The sequence below is a fragment of the Pseudomonas chlororaphis genome (assembly GCF_001921865.1).
Classification (GTDB): Bacteria; Pseudomonadota; Gammaproteobacteria; order Pseudomonadales; family Pseudomonadaceae; genus Aquipseudomonas; species Aquipseudomonas chlororaphis_D.
The window spans coordinates 146,160-169,753 of the sequence record NZ_MSCT01000022.1 but is presented as its reverse complement, the minus strand read 5'-3'; the positions used below and the strand labels follow the sequence as shown (position 1 = coordinate 169,753).

The 23,594-nt window shown below is 66.2% G+C and carries 21 protein-coding genes; 15 read left to right on the top strand and 6 right to left on the bottom strand.

What is annotated here, in order from left to right; all coding sequences use genetic code 11:
• Positions 1 to 19: 19 nt before the first annotated feature.
• The 6 genes from BTN82_RS28125 to lpdA all read left to right on the top strand — a co-directional run bounded on the left by BTN82_RS28125 (position 20) and on the right by lpdA (position 6,746).
• Positions 20 to 1,777, top strand: coding sequence for a bifunctional alpha/beta hydrolase/class I SAM-dependent methyltransferase (locus tag BTN82_RS28125; protein ID WP_075122279.1), 1,758 nt, complete (start codon positions 20 to 22; stop codon positions 1,775 to 1,777).
• The gene (locus BTN82_RS28120) at positions 1,774 to 3,114 is read left to right on the top strand and encodes a phosphatase PAP2/dual specificity phosphatase family protein (protein ID WP_075122278.1); all 1,341 of its coding nucleotides are present in this window, start codon (positions 1,774 to 1,776) and stop codon (positions 3,112 to 3,114) included. The genes BTN82_RS28125 and BTN82_RS28120 overlap by 4 nt, the downstream gene beginning before the upstream one ends.
• Positions 3,104 to 3,559 carry a hypothetical protein gene (locus BTN82_RS28115; RefSeq protein WP_075122277.1) on the top strand — a complete coding sequence of 152 codons (456 nt, stop codon included), beginning with the start codon at positions 3,104 to 3,106 and terminating at the stop codon, positions 3,557 to 3,559. The genes BTN82_RS28120 and BTN82_RS28115 overlap by 11 nt, the downstream gene beginning before the upstream one ends.
• Before the next feature lie 9 nt (positions 3,560 to 3,568).
• The gene (locus BTN82_RS28110; protein WP_075122276.1) at positions 3,569 to 4,192 is read left to right on the top strand and encodes a lysophospholipid acyltransferase family protein; all 624 of its coding nucleotides are present in this window, start codon (positions 3,569 to 3,571) and stop codon (positions 4,190 to 4,192) included.
• A gap of 1 nt (position 4,193) precedes the next feature.
• On the top strand, positions 4,194 to 5,126 hold the full coding sequence (locus BTN82_RS28105; RefSeq protein WP_075122275.1) for a phosphatidate cytidylyltransferase: 933 nt from the start codon (positions 4,194 to 4,196) through the stop codon (positions 5,124 to 5,126).
• A gap of 219 nt (positions 5,127 to 5,345) precedes the next feature.
• Complete coding sequence (gene lpdA, locus BTN82_RS28100; RefSeq protein WP_075122274.1) at positions 5,346 to 6,746, top strand: dihydrolipoyl dehydrogenase; 1,401 nt, start codon at positions 5,346 to 5,348, stop codon at positions 6,744 to 6,746.
• A gap of 132 nt (positions 6,747 to 6,878) precedes the next feature.
• Here the strand turns inward: lpdA and BTN82_RS28095 are convergent, their stop codons facing one another.
• The gene (locus BTN82_RS28095; RefSeq protein WP_075122273.1) at positions 6,879 to 7,352 is read right to left on the bottom strand and encodes an Lrp/AsnC family transcriptional regulator; all 474 of its coding nucleotides are present in this window, start codon (positions 7,350 to 7,352) and stop codon (positions 6,879 to 6,881) included.
• Positions 7,353 to 7,497: 145 nt separating this feature from the next.
• On the opposite strand from BTN82_RS28095, the gene BTN82_RS28090 reads away from it, so the two are divergent.
• Positions 7,498 to 8,124: a LysE family translocator gene (locus BTN82_RS28090; RefSeq protein ID WP_075122272.1), complete on the top strand. Its 627-nt coding sequence runs from the start codon at positions 7,498 to 7,500 to the stop codon at positions 8,122 to 8,124.
• A 127-nt stretch (positions 8,125 to 8,251) separates the two neighbouring features.
• On the opposite strand, the gene BTN82_RS28085 is transcribed toward BTN82_RS28090, so the two are convergent.
• From BTN82_RS28085 to BTN82_RS28065, 5 genes are read right to left on the bottom strand one after another with little or no spacing between them, the layout of a single operon-like run.
• Entirely contained in the window at positions 8,252 to 9,076 is an 825-nt protein-coding gene (locus BTN82_RS28085; protein ID WP_075122271.1) for a class I SAM-dependent methyltransferase, read from the bottom strand.
• Positions 9,070 to 10,224 (bottom strand): acyltransferase family protein, encoded by a 1,155-nt coding sequence (locus tag BTN82_RS28080; protein ID WP_075122270.1) that lies wholly within the window; start codon positions 10,222 to 10,224, stop codon positions 9,070 to 9,072. The genes BTN82_RS28085 and BTN82_RS28080 overlap by 7 nt, the downstream gene beginning before the upstream one ends.
• Entirely contained in the window at positions 10,221 to 11,096 is an 876-nt protein-coding gene (locus BTN82_RS28075) for a class I SAM-dependent methyltransferase (protein WP_075122269.1), read from the bottom strand. The genes BTN82_RS28080 and BTN82_RS28075 overlap by 4 nt, the downstream gene beginning before the upstream one ends.
• The gene (locus BTN82_RS28070; RefSeq protein WP_075122268.1) at positions 11,096 to 12,400 is read right to left on the bottom strand and encodes a glycosyltransferase; all 1,305 of its coding nucleotides are present in this window, start codon (positions 12,398 to 12,400) and stop codon (positions 11,096 to 11,098) included. The genes BTN82_RS28075 and BTN82_RS28070 overlap by 1 nt, the downstream gene beginning before the upstream one ends.
• Positions 12,400 to 14,040, bottom strand: a complete 1,641-nt coding sequence (locus BTN82_RS28065) for a glycosyltransferase (protein ID WP_075122267.1) — start codon at positions 14,038 to 14,040, stop codon at positions 12,400 to 12,402. The genes BTN82_RS28070 and BTN82_RS28065 overlap by 1 nt, the downstream gene beginning before the upstream one ends.
• Before the next feature lie 431 nt (positions 14,041 to 14,471).
• Here BTN82_RS28065 and BTN82_RS28060 point away from each other — a divergent pair, with 431 nt between their 5' ends.
• Genes BTN82_RS28060 through BTN82_RS28025 form a run of 8 tightly spaced genes read left to right on the top strand, consistent with a single transcriptional unit; the run spans position 14,472 to position 23,502 of the window.
• Complete coding sequence (locus BTN82_RS28060; RefSeq protein WP_075122266.1) at positions 14,472 to 15,383, top strand: GDP-mannose 4,6-dehydratase; 912 nt, start codon at positions 14,472 to 14,474, stop codon at positions 15,381 to 15,383.
• On the top strand, positions 15,380 to 16,351 hold the full coding sequence (gene gmd, locus BTN82_RS28055; protein WP_075122265.1) for a GDP-mannose 4,6-dehydratase: 972 nt from the start codon (positions 15,380 to 15,382) through the stop codon (positions 16,349 to 16,351). Before BTN82_RS28060 ends, gmd begins: the two co-directional genes overlap by 4 nt.
• Positions 16,352 to 16,354: 3 nt before the next feature.
• Positions 16,355 to 17,797 (top strand): mannose-1-phosphate guanylyltransferase/mannose-6-phosphate isomerase, encoded by a 1,443-nt coding sequence (locus BTN82_RS28050; RefSeq protein WP_075122264.1) that lies wholly within the window; start codon positions 16,355 to 16,357, stop codon positions 17,795 to 17,797.
• Positions 17,798 to 18,595, top strand: coding sequence for an ABC transporter permease (locus tag BTN82_RS28045; RefSeq protein WP_075122263.1), 798 nt, complete (start codon positions 17,798 to 17,800; stop codon positions 18,593 to 18,595).
• Positions 18,595 to 19,866: an ABC transporter ATP-binding protein gene (locus tag BTN82_RS28040; protein ID WP_075122262.1), complete on the top strand. Its 1,272-nt coding sequence runs from the start codon at positions 18,595 to 18,597 to the stop codon at positions 19,864 to 19,866. The genes BTN82_RS28045 and BTN82_RS28040 overlap by 1 nt, the downstream gene beginning before the upstream one ends.
• The gene (locus BTN82_RS28035) at positions 19,863 to 21,239 is read left to right on the top strand and encodes a glycosyltransferase family 4 protein (RefSeq protein WP_075122261.1); all 1,377 of its coding nucleotides are present in this window, start codon (positions 19,863 to 19,865) and stop codon (positions 21,237 to 21,239) included. Before BTN82_RS28040 ends, BTN82_RS28035 begins: the two co-directional genes overlap by 4 nt.
• Positions 21,223 to 22,353 carry a glycosyltransferase family 4 protein gene (locus tag BTN82_RS28030; RefSeq protein WP_075122260.1) on the top strand — a complete coding sequence of 377 codons (1,131 nt, stop codon included), beginning with the start codon at positions 21,223 to 21,225 and terminating at the stop codon, positions 22,351 to 22,353. The genes BTN82_RS28035 and BTN82_RS28030 overlap by 17 nt, the downstream gene beginning before the upstream one ends.
• Positions 22,354 to 23,502 (top strand): glycosyltransferase family 4 protein, encoded by a 1,149-nt coding sequence (locus BTN82_RS28025; protein WP_075122259.1) that lies wholly within the window; start codon positions 22,354 to 22,356, stop codon positions 23,500 to 23,502.
• Positions 23,503 to 23,594 lie beyond the last annotated feature (92 nt).

The window sequence follows — 23,594 nt, the reverse complement described above, 5'->3', positions numbered from 1 at the left end:
TCGGAATAAGGAAGTTGCCATGCGCGAAGCTCAGAACCAGACCTTCACCACCCACGACGGCGTCGAGCTGTTCTACCGCCACTGGCCGGCCACCGCGCCGGCGGCGGACGCGCCGCGCCAGGCGGTGCTGCTGTTCCACCGCGGCCACGAACACTCGGCGCGCATCGCCCACCTGGTGGACGAACTGGACCTGCCGCAATTCGATTTCTTCGCCTGGGACGCCCGCGGCCACGGCCAGTCGCCCGGCGCCCGGGGCGACAGCCCAAGCTTTGCCACCAGCGTGCGCGACGTGCAGACCTTCTGCGACCACCTGCGGACCAGCCACGGCATCGACGAAGAGCACATGGCGGTAGTGGCCCAGAGCGTCGGTGCGGTGATCGCCGCCACCTGGGTCCATGACTATGCGCCGCGCATTCGCGCCCTGGTGCTGGCGTCGCCGGCGTTCAAGGTCAAGCTCTACGTGCCTTTCGCCCGCCCCGGGCTGGCCTTGATGCGGCGCTTTCGCGGCAACTTCTTCGTCAACAGCTACGTCAAGGCGCGCTTCCTCAGCCACGACCCGCAGCGCGTGGCCTCCTACGACAGCGACCCGCTGATCACCAAGGCCATTTCGGTCAACGTGCTGCTGGGCCTGTACGAAGCCGCCGAACGGGTGGTGGCCGACGCCCAGGCGATCCAGGTGCCGACCCAGTTGCTGATTTCCGGCGCCGACTTCGTTGTCCATCGCAAGCCCCAGGAGCAGTTCTTCGAGCGCCTGGGCAGCCTGCACAAGGAAAAACACCTCCTCCCGGGGTTCTTCCACGACACCCTCGGCGAACGGGCCCGGGGTCCGGCCGTCGCCAGCGCCCGGCGCTTCATCCTGCAGAACTTCGCCCGGCCGCTGCAGCGCCCTGCCCTGCTCGACGCCGACCGCCTGGGCGCCACCTGCGCCGAGTCCGAGGCGCTGGCGGCGCCGCTGCCGCATAACTCCCCGCGCGACCTCTACTGGCGCCTGACCCGCGCCAGCATGCGCCTGGGCAGCCGGCTCTCGGCCGGGGTCAAGCTGGGCTTCGACACCGGTTTCGACTCCGGCAGCACCCTGGACTACGTGTACCGCAACCAGCCGACCGGCACCTCGGCCCTGGGCCGGGCAATCGACCGCAACTACCTGGACTCCATCGGCTGGCGCGGCATCCGCCAACGCAAGCTGCATGTGGAAGAACTGCTGCGCCTGGCCATGGAAAAACTCCGCGACCAGAGCCGCGAAGTACGCATCGTCGACATCGCCGCCGGCCACGGGCGCTACATTCTCGAAGCCTTGCAAGGCGTCAGCCCGCTGCCCGAGTCGATCCTGTTGCGCGACTACAGCGACATCAACGTGCGCGACGGCAGCGCGCTGATCGCCGAGAAGGGCCTGGGCCAGATCGCCCGTTTCGTCAAAGGCGACGCCTTCGACCGCCAGGACCTCGCGGCCCTGGAGCCCAAACCGACCCTCGCGGTGGTTTCGGGCCTGTACGAGTTGTTCGCCGACAACCAGATGGTCGGCGACTCCCTGGCGGGCCTGGCCGCCGCCGTGGAACCCGGCGGTTACCTGGTCTATACCGGGCAGCCGTGGCACCCGCAGTTGGAGCTGATCGCCCGCGCCCTGACCAGCCACCGCGAGGGGCAGGCCTGGGTGATGCGCCGGCGGACCCAGGCGGAAATGGACCAGTTGGTGGAGGCCGCGGGCTTTCGCCGGATCACCCTGCGCGTCGACCAGTGGGGCATTTTCAGCGTGTCGCTGGCGCAGCGGGTGCAATGATGAGCGGCGCCGCCACCCGCGAACCCGGCCTGCTGAAACCCGCGGTGCTCTGGCTGCTGCTGTTGGCACCGCTGTTTTTCAGCACCTATGGCTTAGCCACCTGGGTCACCGCGCAGCGCGCCGACGTCGGCAGCCTGGTGTTCGACTGGGAGCGGCATATGCCGTTCTGGGCCTGGAGCATCGTGCCCTACTGGTCGATCGACCTGCTGTACGGCTTTTCCCTGCTGTTGCCCAACAGCCGCCTGGAGCTTAAACGCCACGCCTTGCGCCTGCTGACCGCGCAGGTCATCGCCGTCAGCTGCTTCCTGCTCTGGCCGTTGCGTTTCACCTTCTCCCGGCCGGAACTGGACGGCGTGTTCGGCTGGCTGTTCGATGTGCTGGCCGGCTTCGACAAACCATTCAACCAGGCGCCGTCGCTGCACATCGCCCTGCTGGTGGTGCTCTGGACCTGCTACGCGCGGCATACCCAGGGCGTCTGGCGCTGGCTGGTGCATGGCTGGTTCGCCCTGATCGGGGTGTCGGTGCTGACCACTTATCAACACCACTTTATCGACGTACCCACAGGCGCCCTGGCCGGCTGGCTGTGCGTCTGGCTGTGGCCGCTGGACCGTCCCGGGATGCTGCACAGCCTGCGCCTGGCCCGCGATCGCCAACGTTGGCGCCTGGCGCTGCGCTATGCCCTCGGCGCCGCGGCGTTCACGGTGCTGGCGTGGTCCTGCGGCGGCGCCTGGCTGTGGTTGCTGTGGCCGGCGCTGGCGTTGCTGCTGGTGGCGCTGAACTACGCGCTGTTCGACGCCCAGGGTTTCCAGAAGGGCGCGGACGGCCGCCTGGGCAGCGCCACCCGCTGGCTGCTGGCGCCGTACCTGGCAGCGGCCTGGATCAATTCGCGGTGGTGGACGAAAGCCCATCCCCAGCCCGACGAAGTTGTGGATAACGTCTGGCTGGGGCGCATTCCGACCCCGGGCGAGTTGCAGGACAGCCCGTTCAGCGCGGTGGTCGACCTGTGCGCCGAGCTGTCCCTGGACGGCCGCCATCTGCCTTATCGCTGCGTGCCGGTGCTCGACCTGACCGCGCCCACCCCCGAGCAGTGCCGCGAGGCCGCGCAGGCCATCGAGCGCCTGCGCGAACAGGGGCCGCTGCTGGTCTGCTGCGCCCTGGGCTACTCGCGCAGCGCCACCGCCATCGCCGCCTGGCTGTTGTCCACAGGCCGCGCCGCCAGCGTCGACGCGGCCATCGTGCAGATCCGCCGCGCGCGCCCGCACATCGTCCTGCACCCCGCGCACCGTCAGGCCCTGGAAGCGTTATCCACCGCTGCGGAGCCTGCCCATGACCACTGATATGGAATTGCACGCCGTGGCCAGCCTGCTGCGCCGCGGGCACGCGCTGGACCTGTTATCCACAGGCCTGGCCTTGCTCGGCGCGCTGTTCGGCCTCGGCCAATGGCTGCTCGGCCTCTCTAGCCCGTGGGCCATCGCCCTGAGCCTGGCCCTGCTGCTCCTGGGCGTGCTGCAAAAGTACTGGGCGCTACGGGTGGCCTTCGACGCCGAGCTGTTCCAGCGCGTGGCGGACAGCCCGCTGCCGCTGGTCGAACGCAGCATTGCCGTGGACGAGGCGCTGGCGGCGCTGGGCCTGCAACCGCCGGGCGCCGGCGGCCGGGCCTGGCCACAACGCAGCCGCGGCGCCCTGAACCTGTTGCGCCGGCAGACCCAACTCTTGGCCGCGCAAGTACTGCTGACACTGGGCTTCATCCTCGCCAGCCCCTGGCTGGTCGTCGCCGGATAAGGAATTCTCATGCTCGAACCCCTGGTCGCCACCCTCATCACCTCCGCCGCCCGTACCATCACCGGAGCCCGCAGCCTGTGGCTCGGTTGCGGGCCGCAGGCGGTGCAACGCATCTACTTCGCCAACCACAGCAGCCACGGCGACTTCGTGCTGCTCTGGGCCTCGCTGCCGCCCGCGCTGCGCAAGATGACGCGGCCGGTGGCCGGCGCCGATTACTGGCAGGCCAGCCCGCTGCGCCGCTACATCATCAACCGCGTGTTCAACGGCGTGCTGATCGAACGCGAGCCCAGGGAGCCTGTGGATAACCCCCTGCAACCGATGCTCGAAGCCCTGGCCGACGGCGATTCGCTGATCATCTTTCCCGAGGGCACGCGCAACCTGGAGGAAGACGGCCTGCTGCCGTTCAAGAGCGGCCTGTACCACCTGGCGAAAAGTTACCCACAGGCCCAGGTGATTCCGGTGTGGATCGCCAACCTCAACCGCGTAATGCCCAAGGGCCGCTTCCTGCCCCTGCCGCTGCTGTGCACCACCAGCTTCGGCGCGCCGTTGTCCCTCGAAGACGACGAGAGCAAGGCGCACTTCCTCGAACGCAGCCGCGCGGCGCTGCTGGCCCTGGCCCCGGAGCATTCCTGAGATGGATAGACAAACCCTGATGTTGTTCGGCGGGATCGGCGCGGTCCTGGTACTGGCCTCGCTGATCGGCTTCGTGCTCAAGCTGCGCACCGGCGGCGCGCCGAACTCGGTGATCGATAACCTCAACGCCCGTATCAACGCCTGGTGGGTGATGGTGCTGGTGATCGGCATCGCTTTCTGGCTCGGCACCAGCGCGGTGATCCTGCTGTTCTACGCGGTGTCCTTCTACGCCCTGCGCGAGTTCCTGACTCTGATGCCGACCCGGCGCAGCGACTACCCGGCGCTGGTGGCGGCCTTCTACCTGGCGCTGCCCGTGCAGTACCTGCTGATCTATTTCGATTGGTACGGGCTGTTCTCGATCTTCATCCCGGTCTATGTGTTCCTGCTGCTGCCGATCCTCGCGTCCCTGGGCGGCGACGCCACACACTTCCTCGAGCGCGCCTCCAAGGTCCAGTGGGGCCTGATGATCGCGGTGTTCTGCGTGTCGTTCGTGCCGGCGCTGCTGACCCTGGATATCGCCGGCTACGAAGGGCGCAACCTGCTGTTGATCGCCTACCTGGTGATCGTGGTGCAGATGTCGGACGTGTTGCAGTACGTCTGTGGAAAACTCTTCGGCAAACGCAAGATCGCCCCGCGCCTGTCGCCGTCCAAGACCGTGGAAGGCTTTGTCGGCGGCATCCTGCTGGCCTCGCTGATCGGCGGCGCGCTGTGGTGGATCACCCCGTTCAACGCCTGGCAGTCGTTCCTTATCGCGCTATTGATCAACCTGCTGGGGTTTGCCGGCGGCATCGTCATGTCGGCGATCAAGCGCGACCGCGGGGTGAAAGACTGGGGCCACATGATCGAGGGCCACGGCGGCATGCTCGACCGCCTGGATTCGGTGTGCTTCGCCGCGCCGATCTTCTTCCACCTGGTGCGCTACTGGTGGACCTGAACACCCCCCACCACCCCTTGTAGGAGCGAGCTTGCTCGCGATAGCGCCAGATCGAACACCGCGATCAATGGCCGCTGCGCGGATCGCGAGCAAGCTCGCTCCTACACAGGGGCGTGCTCTCCTGCTTGACCGCAGCGGTTTCGCGCGCTCATATTACGGTCGTAATTTTTTATTCGACTCGCCTTGAACCCTTTCTTTGTCGATTGCAGGAGAACAGCCATGAGCCGCTACGACGTCGTCATCCTCGGTGGAGGTCCCGGTGGCTACAACGCCGCCATCCGCGCCGGCCAGCTGGGGCTCAAGGCAGCCTGCGTCGAAGGCCGCGCGACCCTCGGCGGCACCTGCCTGAACGTCGGCTGCATGCCGTCCAAGGCCTTGCTGCATGCTTCGGAGCTGTACGAGGCGGCCACCGGCAAGGCATTCGCCGAGCTGGGCATCGAGGTCCAGCCGCGCCTCAACCTCGCCCAGATGATGAAACAGAAGGACGACAGCGTGGCGGGCCTGACCAAGGGCGTCGAGTTCCTGTTTCGCAAGAACAAGGTCGACTGGATCAAGGGCTGGGGCCATATCGACGGCCCGGGCCAGGTCACGGTGACCGACAGCGCCGGCGCCCAGACCCGGCTGGAAGCCAAGGACATCGTGATCGCCACCGGCTCCGAACCGACGCCGCTGCCCGGGGTGGAGATCGACAACCGGCGCATTCTCGATTCCACCGGGGCGCTGGCCCTCGGCGAGGTGCCCAGGCACCTGGTGGTGATCGGCGCCGGGGTGATCGGCCTGGAGCTGGGCTCGGTATGGCGGCGCCTGGGCGCCGAGGTGACGGTGATCGAATACCTCGACCGGATCTGCCCCGGGGTCGACGCCGAGGCCGGCAAGACCCTGCAACGAGCCCTGGCCAAGCAGGGGATCGCCTTCAGGCTCGGGACCAAGGTCACCCGCGCCAGCAGCTCGGCCGACGGTGTGCAGTTGAGCGTCGAGCCAGCGGCGGGCGGCACGCCGGAGGAGCTGGAGGCCGACTACGTGCTGGTGGCCATCGGGCGCCGGCCCTATACCCAGGGCCTGGGCCTGGAGAACGTCGGCCTGGGCACCGACGCCCGCGGCCAGCTCGCCAACCAGCGGCACCGCACCGCGGCGGCCGGGGTCTGGGTGATCGGCGACGTCACCTCCGGGCCGATGCTCGCGCACAAGGCCGAAGACGAAGCCATGGCCTGCATCGAGCAAATCGTCGGCAAGGCCGGCGAGGTCAATTACGCGCTGATCCCCAGCGTGATCTACACCCGGCCGGAGCTGGCCAGCGTCGGCAAGACCGAGGAGCAGCTCAAGGCCGAAGGCCGTGCCTACAAGGCCGGCAAGTTTCCCTTCACGGCCAACAGCCGGGCCAAGATCAACCACGAGACCGAGGGTTTCGCCAAGGTCCTGGCGGACGCGCAGACCGACGAAATCCTCGGCGTGCATTTAGTCGGCCCGAGCGTCAGCGAAATGATCGGCGAATACTGCGTGGCCATGGAGTTCGCCGCCTCCGCCGAAGACATCGCCCTGACCTGCCACCCGCACCCGACCCGCTCCGAGGCCTTGCGCCAGGCGGCGATGGATGTGGAGGGCATGGCCACGCAGATGTAGACCGAGGCCACAAGATTGCCAGAGGCCCTACGGGCCTTGCGCAGCCTTCGGCAGCGGCTACAAAAGCAGGATCGAGGCGCCCCGAAGAACCCTGTAGCCGCGGCCGAAGGACGCGCCAGCGGCGACCCAGGGTCATGCCGGCAGATGCCCCAGGGGCAGAGCCCCCGGGGTTTTCACCGTGTGGATCGCGAAGTTGCTGCGGATATCGCTGACGCCCGGCAGTTTCAGCAGGCTGCCGGTGAGGAAACGGTCGTAGGCGCGCAGGTCCGGCACCACCACTTGCAGCAGGAAGTCCGACTCGCCGGACACCAGGAACGCCGAAATCACCTCCGGCAGCGCCGTCACCGCCCGGTGAAAAGCCTCGGAATGCTCGTCGGTATGGCGCTCGACCCTGACCCCGACGAACACCGTCAGCCCCAGGCCGACCTCGTCGCGGTCGAGGACGGCCTGGTACCCGCGGATCACTCCGGCTTCTTCCAGCATCCGCACCCGGCGCAGGCAGGGCGAGGCGGACAAGCCGATCTCGTCCGCCAGTTGCACGTTGCTCAGGCGACCGTCGCGTTGCAGGGCAGCGAGAATCTTGCGGTCGTAGGCGTCCAGTTTCATGTTTGGCATATTCCGATAGTCATTCCGGGTTCGACTGGAAGATTATGCCAATTTCTGCCCATCTGCTGGCTGACTACGCAAGCACCTGCCCTGCCCCTTGGCCCTAGACTCTGCTGACCGAATCGACAACGAAAGGGGCGGCAACGTGGCACACCTGTGGATGTTTTTCCTGGCCTTGGCGGTGGTGTATCTGTTGCCCGGCCCCGACATGATCCTGCTGCTGCAAACCGGCGCCCGCCAGGGCCGGAGCCTGGCGCTGGCCACCGCGCTGGGCCTGGCGGTGGCCCGGGGCTGCCATGTGGCGCTGGCGGGGCTGGGCCTGGCCGCGCTGTTCAAGGCCGCGCCCTGGACCTTCGACGTGGTGCGCCTGGGCGGCGCGGCGTACTTGCTGTGGCTCGGCGTACAGTGCCTACGGGCCAACCTACTGCCCAGCCTGCAAGAAGGCCAGGCGGCGCAGGCCCTGCGCTGGGGCGAAGCGATCCGCCGCGGCCTGCTGACCAACCTGCTCAACCCCAAGGCGCTGCTGTTCTGCTCGGTGTTGCTGCCGCAGTTCGTCGACCCGCAGGCCGGCCCCGTGGCCGTGCAGTTCGCCAGCCTAGGCCTGCTGCTGGTGCTGGTGGGCTTGCTGTTCGACAGCGCCTACGCCCTGGCCGGCGCCTGGATCGGCCGCTGGCTGGCGCACAACCGCGCCGCCCAGCGGGCCCAGCAATGGCTGTTCGGCAGCCTGCTGATCGGCTTCGCCCTACGCCTGACCTTCGTCCAGCAGGCCTGAAGCGAACCCTGTAGCCGCTGCCGCAGGCTGCGTAAGGCCCGCAGGGCCTCAGCGGTGTTGAAACCTTGCGCGTCCTGCGGCCGCGATCGCAGCCTCGCGTCGCTCGGCAGCGGCTACAGGGACGTGCCTAACCTGGCTTGCGGGCGATGATGACCTGGCTCTTGGCGACCACCGCGTCCAGCGCCTGCTTGATCTGCGCGCCGCGCGGCGAGTCGAGGATGGTCTGCCAGGTCTGCGCCCAGTGCTCGAGCAGCGGATGGTCGGGGTTGCTGAATTCGACCTTGGCTTCCCAGAACAACAGCATCCACATCGACCAGTAGAAGCCGTACTGGCTATGGCTGAGCACCTCCAGCCCGGCGTCGCCGACCATCTGCTTGAACTGCGCTTCGCTGATGATGCGGATGTGGTTGGGCTTCTGGAAGTACTCGGGCGCGGCGATGTCCTTCTGCAAGTCCTCGGAGCTCGGGTGCGGCACGCTCAACAGGTACAGCGCGCCCGGCTGGCCGACCCGCACCAGCTCGGAAAGAAACTGCGCCGGGTCGTCGACATGCTCGATGACCTCGGTAGACACCACGCGGCTGGCGGTGCCGTCGGCAATCGGCAGCGGGTTGCAGTCGGTGACGTGGCATTCGATCTCGCGGGCCGGCGTATCGCCCAGGCGCTGGCGCGTCGCCTCGACCTTGGCCGCGTCGATATCGGCAATGATGATCTTCGCCCCGCGCATCGCGCAGAAATGCACGTTGCCGCCGTCGCCGCAGCCGACGTCGAGCAGGGTGTCGTCGGCCGACACCGCAAAGCCGGTGAACAGCTCGTTGGTCTGCTGGTTGAACCAGCCGCTGAGCATGGCGTCGTGCAGGCCGAGCATGTAGGGGTCGACCTTGGCCGGCGGTGGTGTCTCGACCGGCACGGCTGCCGGAGCGCTCGCCGTGAGTTTTTTCAGAAGGCTCAGCATGAGGTGACTCCAGTGGAAGTAACGGGCGGGCGGGAGGTGCCCAGGCGTCGTACCAGCTCGGCGCCGCGACTGCGCAGGGGCGACTCGATGACACGGTAGTTGAGTTCGCTCAGCAACAGGATCAGGCCCGCGGCGCAGGCCAGGGCCAGCAGCGGCTGCTCGTTGGGCCCGCCGCTCGCCGCGGGCGCCAGGCGCAACCAGGCTTCGCGCACCAGCATGAACGCCGGTACATGAATCAGGTAGATCCCGTAGGAGCGGCTGCCGACCCAGGCCAGCAGGTTTTTCAGCCGGCCGCGAGGCAACAGGTAGTCGCGGTCGTACGAAGCGATCCACACCAGCAACGCACAGATCACGGCCAGGGCGCCAATCCGGTAGTGGGTGACATTGAAGCCGTCGGTGGCCAGCCAGCCCAGGCCCAGGCCACACAGGACCAGCAGCAGCGGGCCGAGCCCCGCACGGCCCAACCACCTGGGCTCCCAACGCCGGTAGCTGGGGCGCGCCGTCCACAGCGCCAGCAGCACGCCGAGGGCCATGGCATCGGTGCGCACGAACATCAGCAGCACCGAACGCCAGGTGAACAGTTGCGCCAGGACCAACGCCAGCAACACCCAGGCCAGGTACTTGCGGCTCAGCAGCACCAGCAAGGGCAGCAACAGATAGAACTGCTCCTCCAGCGCCAGGCTCCAGTAGACGAAGCTGGCGCCGTATTCGTAGCGGAAAAGGCTGTCGGCGAAACGCACGTTGGCGAATTGCAGCACCCCGGCCAGGGTCGCCCAGAGGTTGGCGGACACACTGCCGAAGGCCCCCGAACGATTGAAGAACAGGCTCGCCAGCAACATCAGCAGCAACCACAACCAGGCCGAGGGCAGCAGGCGAAAGGCCCGGCGAATCCAGAAGTCGCGGGTCCGCTGCCAGAACTGCGTGCCGTTGGTGCAGGCGCGCAACTGCGGGATCAGGCTGCGGGCGATGACGAAACCGGAGATGGCGAAGAACAGGTCCACCCCCCACCAGAACTGCCCGTAGGCCGCCGCGCGGTCCAGCCAGCCGGAGCCTTCGCTGAACAGGCTGCCGCGCAGATGATGGAACACCACGCCGAGCACGGCGACGCCGCGCAGCAGCTCGATGTCGATGATTCGCCTGTCGTTCAAGACGGCTCGGCCAACGGCTTGCGCGCGATGATGACCTGGCTTTTCGGCATGAAGCCGTCCAGCACCTGCTTGATCGCCAGCCCGTCGGGTTGCGCCAGCAGGTCCTCCCAGGTCCGCGCCCAGCCTTCCATCAACGCCGGGTAAGGCGCCTGGATGCGGTCGCGCACGGCGCCCGGCGGCTCGCGTCCGGCGGCCCGTTCGCTGGCCCAGAAAAAGATCATGCCCATGACCCAGAAAAAGCCCGTGGCCTGGCGATGCTCGATGACCAGCCCGGCGTCCTCGATCATCCGGCCGAAGCCCTCGCGGGAAAAGATCTGTACGTGGTTCGGCGCACGGTAATAGCCCGGCGGCGCGATGCCCTGCTGCAAATGCTCGCCCACCGGGTCCGGAACGCTGATCAGGTACTGCGCGCCCGGACGCCCCATACGCACCAGCTCGGCGAGAAACGGTTCCGGCTGTTCGATGTGCTCCAGCACTTCCATGCACACCACTTTGCTGGCGCAGGCCGATGCCAGCGGCAACGGCAGGCTGTTGCTGACCAGCCCCAGGGCCGGCACCCCGGACTGCTCGGCGACTTGCCGGGCCAGGTCGCGAACCTTGTCGAACTCGCTGTCGGTGAAAATCACCGAGGCCCCTTGGCGCATGGCGAACAGGGTCGCCACGCCTTCACCGCAACCGACATCGAGCAGCGTGTCCTCAGGCCCCAGGGCAAAGCCCTTGAGCAGCTCGCCGCTGGCGGACAGGAACCAGCCGTCGAGCATGGCGTCGCGCAAGCCGCAATCACGGGGGGAAACCGCGCCCCTGGGTACGTCGGCCGGTAGCGGCGCCGGCAACGGCGCGCCCCGGCGCAAACGCCGCAGAAACGAGCGCATCACCCGGCAAGCCCGGGTGTGGCCGGCGCGGCGCGTTGCTCCAGCACCTGCCGGAAAAACTCACCCAGCGCCTGCTCCGCCGAGTCCTGGCTACAGAAACGCCGCAGGCTTTCGATGGCATGGTCGGACATCCGCGCATAACGCTGCGGGTCCTCCCGGGCCACGTCGTAGCTGGCGCGATAGGCCGAGCACAGCGAATCCCAGTTGGTGATATAGCGCAGGGTCCGGTAGGCGGCCCGCGGGTCGTGGGGCCAGGCGCTCAGCTCGTCGGTGGAGTCAACGATAAAGGCGTTGTCGGCATCGATGTAGTCGGCCATCGCGGTGTTGCACGGCGCCACCGCCGGCTTGCCGCAGGACATGAACTCCATCAGCGGCAGGCACTGCCCTTCGCCGAACGAGGAATTCACCACATAGCTGGTGGCCTCCACCAGCCGCTCGTAGTCCGGGTCGGCGAGAAAGCCGTGGATCAGCACGATCCGGCAGCGATAGGACTGGTTCTTGTACAGGTGGTGCAGCATGTCGTTCAGCGCGTTGCCGATATCGTGGTGGGTCAGCTTCAGCACCAGGGTGGCGTCGTCGCAGTCGCGGAACGTGCTGCAGAACGCGCTGATCATGTCCTGCCAGTTCTTGCGCCCGTCGTAGGGGTTGAGCACCGAGGTGTAGATCACCCCGTCGAGCACCAGCTGGCAATCGCCGGCCGGGGCATCGAACAGCAGCGGCGAGCCTTCGCGCAGCGGGTTCGGGCCGTAGGCGTCCAGGTCCAGGGTACGGCTGTCGAACAACAGGCCGCGCAGGTTCAGGGTCACCCGGGACGCCCGCGGCTGCTTGTCCAGCTGCGCGCCACGCTTGGCGAAACGATCCCAGACCGGGGCCGCGATCGCCCGGATCGGGTAGTCCGCGCCCATCACGTCGCGCACCGCCTGCACGGTGAAGCGCGAGTGGGTGATCGCCGCGCCGGAGCGGCCCAGGACCCGCCGCCAGTCGTGCCGGGGTTCGCCCTGCCAGCTCTCGGTGGGAATCGTGCTGAACTCCCAGGCGAACACCGGGATGGTCGGGCAGGCGTAATGGTCGGCGGTGCGATGGGGCGGCGAGAACGAAAGGAAAATGCACGCTTCGCCGCGGCTCTGGCAATCGGCATACAGGCGGTCCACCAGCTCGTCGGGATGGCTCACCTCCAGCACCTGGCCGAGGCGCTCCAGCACCGGCCTGAATTCCTTGAGCACGAAGTAGTAGCTGTACTCGGGGCGGCCCAGGTTCTGCTGGATATTGCTCTTGTTGGTTTCCGAATGAATGATGATCAGCATCAGGCGTTACCCGCTACAGCCAGGGAAGAAGGGCCGTCGGCCGCGCTCGGGGCGGGCAGCTTGAGGAAGCCCCGCAGACGCCCCTGCACGCTGGCGAAGCTGCTGTATTGCTGCATGCGCGCGGCCGCGGCCTGGGACATCGCCTGGTACCCCGCGGGGTTTTCCTTGGCCAGGCGGTAGCTGTCCTGGTAGGCGGTTTTCAACGAACCCCAATCCGGCCGATGGCGCAGGGTGCGGAACAGGATCCGCGAATCCTGCGGCCAGATCGCCGGCTCCTGGCTCGACTTGACGACGAAGGCCACGTCCTCGTCGATGTAATCCAGCATGGCCGTGTGCAGCGGCGCGATCGCCGGCTTGCCGCAGGCCATGAACTCCATCAGCGGCAGGCACAGGCCTTCGCAGCGCGAGGCGTTGACGTAGAAACTGGCCGCGCCGTACAGCCGGGCGAACTGTTCGTCGTCCAGGTAACCGTGCAGCGCCACCACCCGGCAGCTGAACGGCGACAGCTGCGACAGCAGGGTCAGGACCTCGACGTAATAGCTCGACAGGTCGCTCTGGGTCATCTTCAGCACCAGGGTCGCGTCCTCGGTGTCGCGCATCGCCCAGCAGAAGGCGGTAATCAGTTGATGCCAGTTCTTGCGGCCGTCGTCGGGGTTGAACACGCTGACGTACACCACGCCGTCGACCTGAAGCTCCACCAACTGGTCGGTGGCCGGCAGGCTGGCCTGGGGATGTTCCGCTTCCGCCGCGGGCACGGGGACTGGCACAGGCAACGGCGGCGGCAACTCGACAGGCGGCGCCGGCTCCGGCGCGCGCTCCCCGGCCATCAACGCCCGCAGGCGCTCGGGAACCAGGTCGCGCAGCCCCTCGCGATAACCTTCGCGCACATAGTGCTTGCTGATGAACAACGGCCGGCGCCATTCGCCGCCGACCAGCGCCCGATACCACTCGCGCAGGTAGTGCTTGGCAATGAACAGGCGGCGCCGGGCCGTCAGCGGCGGCGCGGCCTCGACTACAGGCGCTTCGACCACCACGGCCTCGACCACAGGCTGGGGCGCCTCCTCGATCAAGGGGGCGATCAGGCCGTCGGCGGAAAGCCCCAGCACGCGGCTGTCGATGATGCAGCCCTTGATCTGCAACGGGGTGCCGGCGTTGACCGGAACCGCGGGGTAGTCGGCGCGCACGGCGTCGAAACGCTCCCACAGCGGCGTGGGCAGCACCAGCACCGGGAAATTCTCGCCCAACACCCGGCGCACCGCCCGGGCGGTATGGCTGGACAGGGTAATCACCCGGCCATGGCGGCCCAGGGTACGGCTCCAGTCCTGATGCGGGTCGTTATCCCAGTATTCGTGGGGGATCGAGTCGAACTCCCAGGCCACCACGCACAGCGTCGGGCAGTCCAGGTCGGTCGGGGTTTTCTGCGGCGGGGTGAACGAGAGAAACAGGCAGTCTTCGCCTGTGAGCTGCAGCTCGTGGTACAGCCGGTCGACTTCGCCGGGGGTCTGCACCACATGCACCCGCCCAAGGCTTTCCAGCACCGGGCGATAGGCCTTGAGCACGAAGTAGTAACTGTATTCGGGCCGCCCGAGGCTCTGGCTGATGGAGCCGTCGTTGACGTCCGAGTAAAGAATGAAATTCATGGCATCTCACGATGAAGTCGCCGTCCTGGCAGCCTCACACAATGACGGTAGAGCCATGGCGACGCCCCTGAATGCGAAGGCGTGCGTCCATCGTCCTCATGCCCGTCTACGTTCTTGTTCTATTGGTCAGTTTTTAGCGGCTCAGGGACAGCCGTTGCTGATCGTTTGGGTCGAGACGAGGGGCATTCTAAACACATCCTTTGAAGATTCGGGAACCTCTATTCCAGATATTTCCTATGCTAGAAAACGAGAACTTACCGGTCACGGTAGGACCTGTTGAAATTCCAACCCAATTGGCACAGATTGAGTGCCAAACAACTACAACAACCTTCGTCAATAGGAAACCTCCGAATACATAGCTGGGGTTTCGTATTTCTCACACGATTTATGTGTCCGAATATTGCCGAAGTCTCCGTGTAAGGGGCTGCTGTTTGAAAAAGCGTCTGTTTGTAACGGGCCTGAGTGGATTCGTGGGGCGTCATCTGCGATCCCGCTTGAGCACTGCCGATTCAGCGTGGGAGTTGTTGCCTGCCGTCCCTTTCGACCTGACCCAACCGCAAAGCCTGCATGACCTTTGGCCCGAGTTGCCGGACGCGGTGATTCACCTGGCCGGCCAGACCTTCGTCCCCGAAGCCTTTCGCGATCCTGCCCGGACCTTGCAGATCAACCTCCTGGGTACCCTCAACCTGCTGCAAGCCCTGAAAGCCCGGGGTTTCGCTGGCACTTTCCTGTATGTCAGCTCCGGCGACGTCTACGGCCAGGTCGGCGAAGACGCGCTACCCGTCGACGAACGCCAGCCACCCTCTCCGCGCAACCCCTACGCCGTCAGCAAGGCCTCGGCCGAACTGCTGTGCCTGCAATGGGGCATGAGCGAAGGCTGGCCGGTGATGGTGGCTCGACCGTTCAACCATATCGGCACGGGGCAGCTGGACAGCTTCGCCGTCGCCAGCGCCGCGCGCCAGATCGCCAGGATCAAGCTCGGCCTGCAAGCCCCCAAACTGGAAGTAGGCGACATCGACGTCACTCGCGACTTCCTCGATGTCGCTGACGTGGTGAATGCTTACCTGGCCCTGCTGGACAGCGGCACAGCGGGCCAGGTCTACAACATCTGCTCCGGCCAGGAGCACAGCATCCGTAGCCTGATCCAACAGTTGGCCGACATCGCTCAGGTCGACATGGAACTGGTTCAGGACCCCGCCCGTCTACGCCGGGCAGAACAGCGTCGCGTCCGCGGCAGCCACGCCAGGCTGCGCCAGGTCACCGGATGGACGCCTGAAATCACCCTAGAACAATCCCTGCGGGCGATCCTGTCCGACTGGGAGTCACGAGTACGACAAGAATGACAAAAAGTGCACTGATCACCGGGATTACGGGGCAGGACGGCGCCTATCTGGCCAAGTTGCTGCTGGACAAAGGCTATGAGGTCCATGGATTGGTGGCACGGCGCAGCAGCGACTCGCGCTGGCGCTTGCGCGAGATGGGAATCGAGGACGGGATCCGCTACCTGGACGGCGACATGGCCGACGCCTGTTCCGTGCAGCGCGCGGTGATCAAGGCCGCCCCCGACGAGGTCTACAACCTGGCGGCGCAAAGCTTCGTCGCCGCCTCCTGGGACCAGCCGGTAACCACCGGCATCGTCGACGGGCTGGGCGTTACCCACCTGCTTGAGGCGATCCGTCAGTTCAGCCCGCAGACCCGTTTCTACCAGGCCTCCACCAGCGAGATGTTCGGCCTGATCCAGGCCGAGCAGCAGGACGAGAACACCCCGTTCTACCCGCGCAGCCCCTACGGCGTGGCCAAGCTCTACGGGCACTGGATCACCGTCAACTACCGCGAGAGCTTCGGCCTGCACGCCAGCAGCGGCATCCTGTTCAACCACGAATCGCCGCTGCGCGGCATCGAGTTCGTGACCCGCAAGGTCACCGACGCCGCCGCCCGGATCAAGCAGGGCAAGCAGCAGGAACTGCGCCTGGGCAATATCGACGCCAAGCGCGACTGGGGGTTTGCCGGCGATTACGTCGAAGCCATGTGGCTGATGCTGCAACAGGAGCAGGCCGACGACTTCGTGGTGGCCACCGGTGTGACCACCACTGTGCGCGACATGTGCCGGATCGCCTTCGAACACGTCGGTCTGAATTACCGCGACTACGTGAAGATCGACCCGGCGTTCTTGCGCCCGGCCGAAGTCGATGTGCTGCTGGGTAACCCGGCCAAGGCCCAGCGGGTGCTCGGCTGGAAACCCAAGACCCAGCTGGAAACCCTGATTCGCATGATGATGGATGCGGACATGCAACGCGTCGCCAAGGAGTAAGGCATGCTGATTCCCGTGATTCTTTCCGGCGGTGCCGGAACCCGCTTATGGCCGGTTTCACGCGAAGGCCATCCCAAGCCGTTCATGATCCTGCCCGACGGCCAGAGTCTGCTGGGCAAGACTTATCGTCGAGCGGCCGGGTTGCTGGCCGGCAGCGGCGACATCGTCACCGTGACCAACCGCGACCACTACTTTCAAAGCAAGGATCACTTCCAGGCTGCAAAGCTGGATCGACATCACGGGCATTTCATCCTCGAGCCTTCGGGCCGCAATACCGCTCCTGCAATAGCCATCGCGGCCCTGGCCCTGCAGGCCCGGCACGGCGAGCAGGCAACCATGGTGGTCATGCCGGCCGATCATCTGATCCGCGACGAGGACGCTTTCAAAAACGCCGTCGCCCATGCCGCGCAGTTGGCCGAAACCGGGCATCTGGTCACCTTCGGCGTCACGCCGAACGCACCGGAAACCGGTTTTGGCTACATCGAGTCGGGAGACGCCCTCGACGATCGCGGTGCCACCAGCGTGTATCGCTTTGTGGAAAAACCCGACCTGCAGACCGCCCTGGGGTACCTCGAAAGCGGCCGCTTCCTGTGGAACTCGGGCATGTTCTGTTTCACCGTTGCCACCCTGCTGGAGCAACTGCAACAGCATGCCCCCGAGTTGCTGGAGCTGGGGCGCGCGTGCCTGGCGGCGAGCGCGCCGGTGGACACCGGGCGTATCACCCAGCATGAATTGTCGGCCGAGCACTTCGCCGAGATGCCGGACATTTCCATCGACTATGCGTTAATGGAAGTGTCGAACCGGGTGGCGGTCGTGCCCGCCCGGTTCGACTGGAGCGATATCGGCTCCTGGGGCGCGATCAGCGCCCTGGTGGATGCCGATGCCCAAGACAACCGCGCCAGCGGCGAAGCACTGTTCATCGACAGCCGCGGCAACTTCGTGCAGAGCGAAGGCCGGATGATCGCCACGGTGGGCGTCGACAACCTGATCGTGGTCGAGACCGCCGACGCCATCCTGGTGGCCCATGCCGACCGCGCCCAGGACGTACGCCAGGTGGCGCGCCAGCTCAAGGACCGCAACCACGAGGCCTATCGCCTGCACCGTACGGTCAGCCGCCCCTGGGGCAGCTACACCGTGCTGGAGGAAGGCCCGGGCTTCAAGATCAAGAGAATCGTGGTCAAGCCGGGCGCCGCGTTGTCGCTGCAGATGCACCACCACCGCAACGAGCACTGGGTGGTGGTCAAGGGCACGGCCATGGTCACCAACAACGGCGACGGCTCGCACTTGGTCAACAGCAACGAATCCACCTTCATCGCCGCCGGGCACAAACATCGCCTGGCAAACCCGGGGGTGATCGACCTGGTCATCATCGAAGTGCAGAGCGGCGAATACCTGGGCGAGGACGACATCGTCCGCTTCGAAGACCAATACGGCAGGATCGCCTGAATGCTGCTGAATCTGTATCGATCCCTGCGCAGCTACCGGGGCTTCATCCTCGGCAGCGTGCAGCGCGAGTTCCAGGCGCGTTATCGCAACTCGCTGTTCGGCGCCTTGTGGACCGTGCTCAATCCGCTGTCGATGATCGTCGTCTACACGGTGATCTTTTCCCACGTGATGCGCGCCCGCCTGCCGGGCGTCGAGGACGGCCTGGCCTACAGCGTCTACCTGTGCGCCGGGCTGCTGACCTGGGGGCTGTTTTCCGAGCTGACCCTGCGCAGCCAGAACATGTTCCTGGAAAACGCCAACCTGCTGAAGAAGATCAGCTTCCCGCGCATCTGTTTGCCGGTGATCGTGCTGCTCAACGCCGGCATCAACTTCGCGATCATCCTCGGCCTGTTCCTCGGCTTCTTGCTGATCACCGGACGCCTGCCGGGCCTGGCGTTGCTGGCCCTGATCCCGCTGCTGCTGTTGCAGATCCTGTTCTGCGCCGGCCTGGGGATGATCCTCGGGGTACTCAACGTGTTCTTCCGCGACGTCGGGCAGTTTTTCGGCATCGTCCTGCAGTTCTGGTTCTGGCTGACGCCCATCGTCTACCCGATCAGCATCCTGCCCGAGCCGATCCAGCGCCTGCTGGGGCTCAACCCGATGACCGCGCTGATGCACAGCTATCAGAACCTGTTCCTCTACGGCCAGTGGCCGCAATGGAGTTCGCTGGTACCGATGCTGGTCATCAGCCTGTTGTTCTGTGCCATGGGGCTGCGGCTTTTCCGCCAGCGCGTCGGTGAAATGGTGGATGAGCTCTGATGGGACATATACGCGTCACCGGCCTGGGCAAGGCCTACAAGCAGTACCCGAACCGCTGGAGCCGGCTCTTCGAGTGGCTGGTGCCGTTTTCCCCGCCGCGCCATCACCTGCACTGGGTGCTGCAGGGCGTCGACTTCGAGATCGAGCCCGGCGAAGCCGTGGGGATCGTCGGGGTCAACGGCGCCGGCAAGAGCACCCTGCTGAAAATGATCACCGGCACCACCCAGCCGACCTGCGGCGAGATCCAGCTGCGCGGCCGGGTGGCGGCGTTGCTGGAACTGGGCATGGGCTTTCACCCGGACTTCACCGGGCGCCAGAACGCGGTCATGGCCGGCCAGTTGCTGGGCATGCAGGTCGAGGAGATCGAAGCGCTGATGCCGGACATCGAAGCCTTCGCCGAAATCGGCGAGGCCATCGACCACCCGGTGCGCACCTATTCCAGCGGCATGCAGATGCGCCTGGCGTTCAGCGTGGCCACGGCGCGGCGCCCGGACATCCTGATCGTCGACGAAGCGCTGTCGGTGGGCGACGCCTACTTCCAGCACAAGAGTTTCGAGCGCATCCGCAGCTTCCGCCGCTCCGGCACCACCCTGCTGATCGTTTCCCACGACCGTTCGGCGATCCAGTCGATCTGCGACACCGCGATCCTGCTGGAACAGGGCCGCGTGGCCATGCACGGCAAGCCCGAAGAGGTGATGGACTACTACAACGCCATGCTCGCCGAACGCGAAGGCCAGACGGTGCGCCAGGAAATGCTCGCCAACGGCCAGGTGCGGACCATTTCCGGCACCGGCGAGGCGGTCATCCTCGGCGTGCACCTGCGCGACGAACGCGAGCGTTCGATCGAGGTGGCCGAGGTCGGCCAGCCGGTGGTGCTCGAGGTGCAGGTCGAGGTACGCCAGGACATCGAGCGGCTGGTGCTGGGCTTTTTGATCAAAGACCGCCTCGGCCAGCCCATGTACGGCATCAACACCCACCGCCAGGACCAGGCCCTGACCGACTTGAGCGCGGGCGAACGGGTCACCTTCCGCTTCGCCTTCACCATGGGCCTGGGCAAGGGTAACTATTCGGTGGCGTTGAGCCTGTCGCGGCTGGATTCGCACCTGGATCGCAATTTCGAATGGCGCGACTACGGCCTGGTCTTCCATGTCATCAACAACCGCCAGGAAGACTTCGTCGGCTGCTCCTGGCTGCAGGCGCGGACGCGCATCGAGCGTACCCCCGCGGACCGCGCAAGCCCCGCCCCGGTCAGCCAGCAGGTGGAACCATGAGCCGCCTGTTGATCGAATGCACTTATGTGTTCGAGCACCCCGAGGTCAACTCCGGCATCCAGCGCGTGGTGCGTAACGTCATTCGCGAATTGCCCGCGGCCAGCGGCGCCCAGGAATGCATTCCGGTGGCGATGCGCGGCGGCAAGCTGTACCGGGTGCTGAGCCTCAAGCCGCTGCCGACCAAGCGCTGGGACCTGATGAGCCTGCGGGTGCGCCTGGAGCAGATCGCCAACGTCTTCTGGCTGCGCCACCGGACGCTGGAGCGGCGCCAACCCTTCGCCGACTCGAAGATCGCCCGGGGCTTGCTCTATGTAGCGTGCCGCCTGACCGCCTTCGCCTTTCTCAGCATTCCCCTGCGCCTGTGCAACCGCCTGGTGAACGTGGACCAAATCCCCCAGCGCTGCGTACCGCTGCAACATCAGCCGGGCGATCAACTGGTGCTGCTGGACTCGTCCTGGCACGACGACTTCTTCCCCCTGGCCGAACAGCTCAAGCGCGACGGCGTGGGCATCGTCTCGGTGATCTACGACCTGATTCCCCTGACGCACCCGCAGTTCTGCGACGCCGGGCTGGTCCGGGTGTTCAACCGCTGGTTCGACTGGATCGCGCGCACCGCCGACGGTTACATCGCCATTTCCGCGACCATCCGCGATCAGGTACACGCGGAAATGCTCCGCCGGGTCGGCCGCGAGCAGGTGGCCGAGCGCTGGTTCGACTATTTCCAGCTGGGTTCGGAACTGGACCAGTGCAACGAACACTCGCGGATCGATCCGGACCTGACGCAGTTGTTCAAGCAGCGCGCCCCCGTGTTCCTGATGGTCAGCACCATCGAGCCGCGGAAAAACCACGGTTTCCTGATCGATGCCTTCGAGCGTGTCTGGGCCAACGGGTCCCAGGCCCGCCTGTGCATCGCCGGGCGCATCGGCTGGAAGTGCGAGGCGCTGATCGAGCGGATCCGCCGCCACCCGGAGTTGAATCGCCGTCTGTTCATGTTCAACTCGCTGAACGACAACAGCCTGGAATACGCCTATTCGAAATCCACGGCGCTGGTCTTCCCGTCCTACGTCGAGGGGTTCGGCCTGCCCTTGGTGGAGGCCATGCAGCGCGGCCTGCCGGCCATGGGCAGCGACATTCCGGTGTTCCGCGAAATCGGCGGCGAGTTCATGGCGTATTTCGATCTCGACGATCCGCAGAGCCTGGCCGATCTGGTCATCCAGCAGGAGCGCACCGGGGTATTCCCCGCCGCCCGCAGTGTCGACGAATGGCGCTGGCTGACCTGGCGCGACGCCAGCAAGCAGTTGATCGAACGCATCGTCCGCCAGCAACAGCAGGCCCCCGCGGCCCTGGAGATGAACGATGCGTGTAGCCCTTAACGCGCGCATTCTCCAGGCGCCGCGCACCGGTATCGGCCAGTACGTGGCGGAACTGGCCTCGGCCCTGCTGGGCGAACAGGGGCTCGAACTGTCGCTGTTCCATGGCTGGGGCTGGAGCAGCGAACTGCCGGCCGCCGCCGTGCCCGGTTATTCCCGGCTCAGCCCCTGGCTGCGGCGGGTGCCCGGGGCCTACCAGGCCCGGCGCTGGCTGGAACAGCGCCGCTTCGACCAGGGCCGGCACGCTGCCATCGACCTCTACCACGAGCCCAGCCTGTGGCCGCTGGAGTTCGACGGCCCAACCGTGATGACCCTGCACGATCTGACTCACCTGCATTACCCCACCACCCAGCCGGCGGCGCGCCTGAAGGAAATCGAGCGCCGCCTGGGCGCAGGCATGGCACAGGCCCGGGTGATCCTGACCGACTCGCAGTTCGTCGCCGACGAGGCCCAGGATTATTTCGGCCTGCCGCGCGATCGTTTCGTCGTCGCGCCGCTGGGCGCCGCGCCGCGCTTTCATCCCCGGAAGCCGGCCGAACTGGAGCACGACCTCGCCCGCCACGGCCTGCAACCCGGGGGCTATCTGCTCTGCGTCGGCACCCTGGAGCCGCGCAAGAACCTGGCCCTGGCCCTGCAGGCCCACGCCCTGCTCCCGGAAACCCTGCGCCAGCGGTATCCCTTGCTGATCGCCGGCATGGCGGGCTGGGAACAGGGGCAATTCGACGAAATCCTCTGCCGCGCCCTGGCCAGCGGCCATGTGCGCCTGCTGGGCTACTTGCCGGACGAACAGCTGGCGCAGCTGGTGGCCGGGGCCAGGGCCCTGGTCTTTCCTTCGCGCTACGAGGGGTTTGGCCTGCCGGTCCTGGAAGCCATGGCCAGCGGGACGCCGGTGGTGCTCACGCGGTGCTCGGCGATGCCGGAAGTCGCGGGGCCGGCGGGCAACTATGTCGAAGCCGACGATGTACACGGCTTGCGCCACGCCATGCTGCGCCTGATCGAGGACGACGGCCATTGGCGCGCATGCCGCGAAGCGGGATTGGCGCAGGCAACACTTTTTTCCTGGGGGCGCTGCGCGCGAATTACCGCGCGTGCCTACCGTCAGGCCATGGGAGGCTGAATGCGGGTCTTACACTTTTACAAAACCTACCTGCCCGATTCGGTCGGCGGCACCGAACAGGTGATCTTCCAGCTCTGCGAAAGCGGCGTCCGCCACGGCATCGACGGCCAGGTCCTGACGCTGAGCGCCAGCCCCTCGCCTGCCGCCTTGAAGGTCGGCCAACACGCCGTGCACCAAGCCAAACTGGACTTCCAGTTCGCCTCCACCGGCTTCTCCTACAGCGTGTTCAAGCAGTTTCGCGAAATGGCCGCCGAGGCCGACGTGGTCAACTACCACTTCCCCTGGCCGTTCATGGACCTGGTGCATTTCATGAGCGGCATGAACAAACCCTGCGTGGCGACCTATCACTCCGACATCATTCGCCAGCGGCATCTGCTCAAGCTGTACCGGCCGTTGATGAACCGTTTCCTGGGCAGCGTCGACCGGATCGTCGCCGCTTCGCCGAACTACCTGCACACCAGCGATGTGCTGCAGCAATTTCGCGACAAGACCCGGGTCATCCCCTACGGCCTGGACAAGGCCGGTTATCCACAGGCCGACAGCGAACGCATGGCCCATTGGCGCGAGCGCCTGGGCGAGCGGTTTTTCCTGTTCGTCGGGGTGATGCGTTACTACAAAGGCCTGCACATCCTGCTCGATGCCCTCAAGGACGTGGACTACCCGGTGGTGATCGTCGGCGCCGGCCCGTTGGAAACCGAACTGCATGCCCAGGCCGCGGCCCTGGGCCTGCGCAACCTGCATTTCCTCGGACGCCTGGGGGACGAAGACAAGGTCGCCCTGTTGCAATTGAGCTACGCCATCGTCTTCCCTTCGCACCTGCGCTCCGAGGCCTTCGGCATCTCGCTGCTCGAGGGCGCGATGTACGGCAAGCCGATGATCTCCAGCGAGATCGGCACCGGCACCAGCTACATCAATATCCACGGCGAAACCGGCCTGGTGGTGCCGCCCAGCGATCCCCTGGCCTTTCGCGCGGCCATGCGCCAGCTCTGGGACAATCCCGAACAGGCGGCGCAGATGGGCCTCAAGGCCGAAGCCCGCTACCGGCAGCTGTTCACCGCCGACCGGATGGGCCAGAAGTGGAACGAGCTGTACCGCGAGCTGCTGGAAGAAAAAGCCCTGTCCACCGGAAGAACACCGCAACACCTGTAGGAGCGCAGCTTGCTCGCGATGCAGGCGCCGCGGTGAGTCAGGCACGGCCCCATCGCGGGCAAGCCTCGCTCCTACACAAGCTGGAAGAACAC

Coding starts and splice junctions, on each gene's coding strand:
- BTN82_RS28125 (WP_075122279.1), top strand. CDS start 20: ATGCGCGAAGCTCAGAACCAGACCTTCACCACCCACGACGGCGTCGAG.
- BTN82_RS28120 (WP_075122278.1), top strand. CDS start 1,774: ATGATGAGCGGCGCCGCCACCCGCGAACCCGGCCTGCTGAAACCCGCG.
- BTN82_RS28115 (WP_075122277.1), top strand. CDS start 3,104: ATGACCACTGATATGGAATTGCACGCCGTGGCCAGCCTGCTGCGCCGC.
- BTN82_RS28110 (WP_075122276.1), top strand. CDS start 3,569: ATGCTCGAACCCCTGGTCGCCACCCTCATCACCTCCGCCGCCCGTACC.
- BTN82_RS28105 (WP_075122275.1), top strand. CDS start 4,194: ATGGATAGACAAACCCTGATGTTGTTCGGCGGGATCGGCGCGGTCCTG.
- lpdA (WP_075122274.1), top strand. CDS start 5,346: ATGAGCCGCTACGACGTCGTCATCCTCGGTGGAGGTCCCGGTGGCTAC.
- BTN82_RS28095 (WP_075122273.1), bottom strand. CDS start 7,352: ATGAAACTGGACGCCTACGACCGCAAGATTCTCGCTGCCCTGCAACGC.
- BTN82_RS28085 (WP_075122271.1), bottom strand. CDS start 9,076: ATGCTGAGCCTTCTGAAAAAACTCACGGCGAGCGCTCCGGCAGCCGTG.
- BTN82_RS28075 (WP_075122269.1), bottom strand. CDS start 11,096: ATGCGCTCGTTTCTGCGGCGTTTGCGCCGGGGCGCGCCGTTGCCGGCG.
- BTN82_RS28070 (WP_075122268.1), bottom strand. CDS start 12,400: ATGCTGATCATCATTCATTCGGAAACCAACAAGAGCAATATCCAGCAG.
- BTN82_RS28065 (WP_075122267.1), bottom strand. CDS start 14,040: ATGAATTTCATTCTTTACTCGGACGTCAACGACGGCTCCATCAGCCAG.
- gmd (WP_075122265.1), top strand. CDS start 15,380: ATGACAAAAAGTGCACTGATCACCGGGATTACGGGGCAGGACGGCGCC.
- BTN82_RS28050 (WP_075122264.1), top strand. CDS start 16,355: ATGCTGATTCCCGTGATTCTTTCCGGCGGTGCCGGAACCCGCTTATGG.
- BTN82_RS28045 (WP_075122263.1), top strand. CDS start 17,798: ATGCTGCTGAATCTGTATCGATCCCTGCGCAGCTACCGGGGCTTCATC.
- BTN82_RS28040 (WP_075122262.1), top strand. CDS start 18,595: ATGGGACATATACGCGTCACCGGCCTGGGCAAGGCCTACAAGCAGTAC.
- BTN82_RS28035 (WP_075122261.1), top strand. CDS start 19,863: ATGAGCCGCCTGTTGATCGAATGCACTTATGTGTTCGAGCACCCCGAG.
- BTN82_RS28030 (WP_075122260.1), top strand. CDS start 21,223: ATGCGTGTAGCCCTTAACGCGCGCATTCTCCAGGCGCCGCGCACCGGT.
- BTN82_RS28025 (WP_075122259.1), top strand. CDS start 22,354: ATGCGGGTCTTACACTTTTACAAAACCTACCTGCCCGATTCGGTCGGC.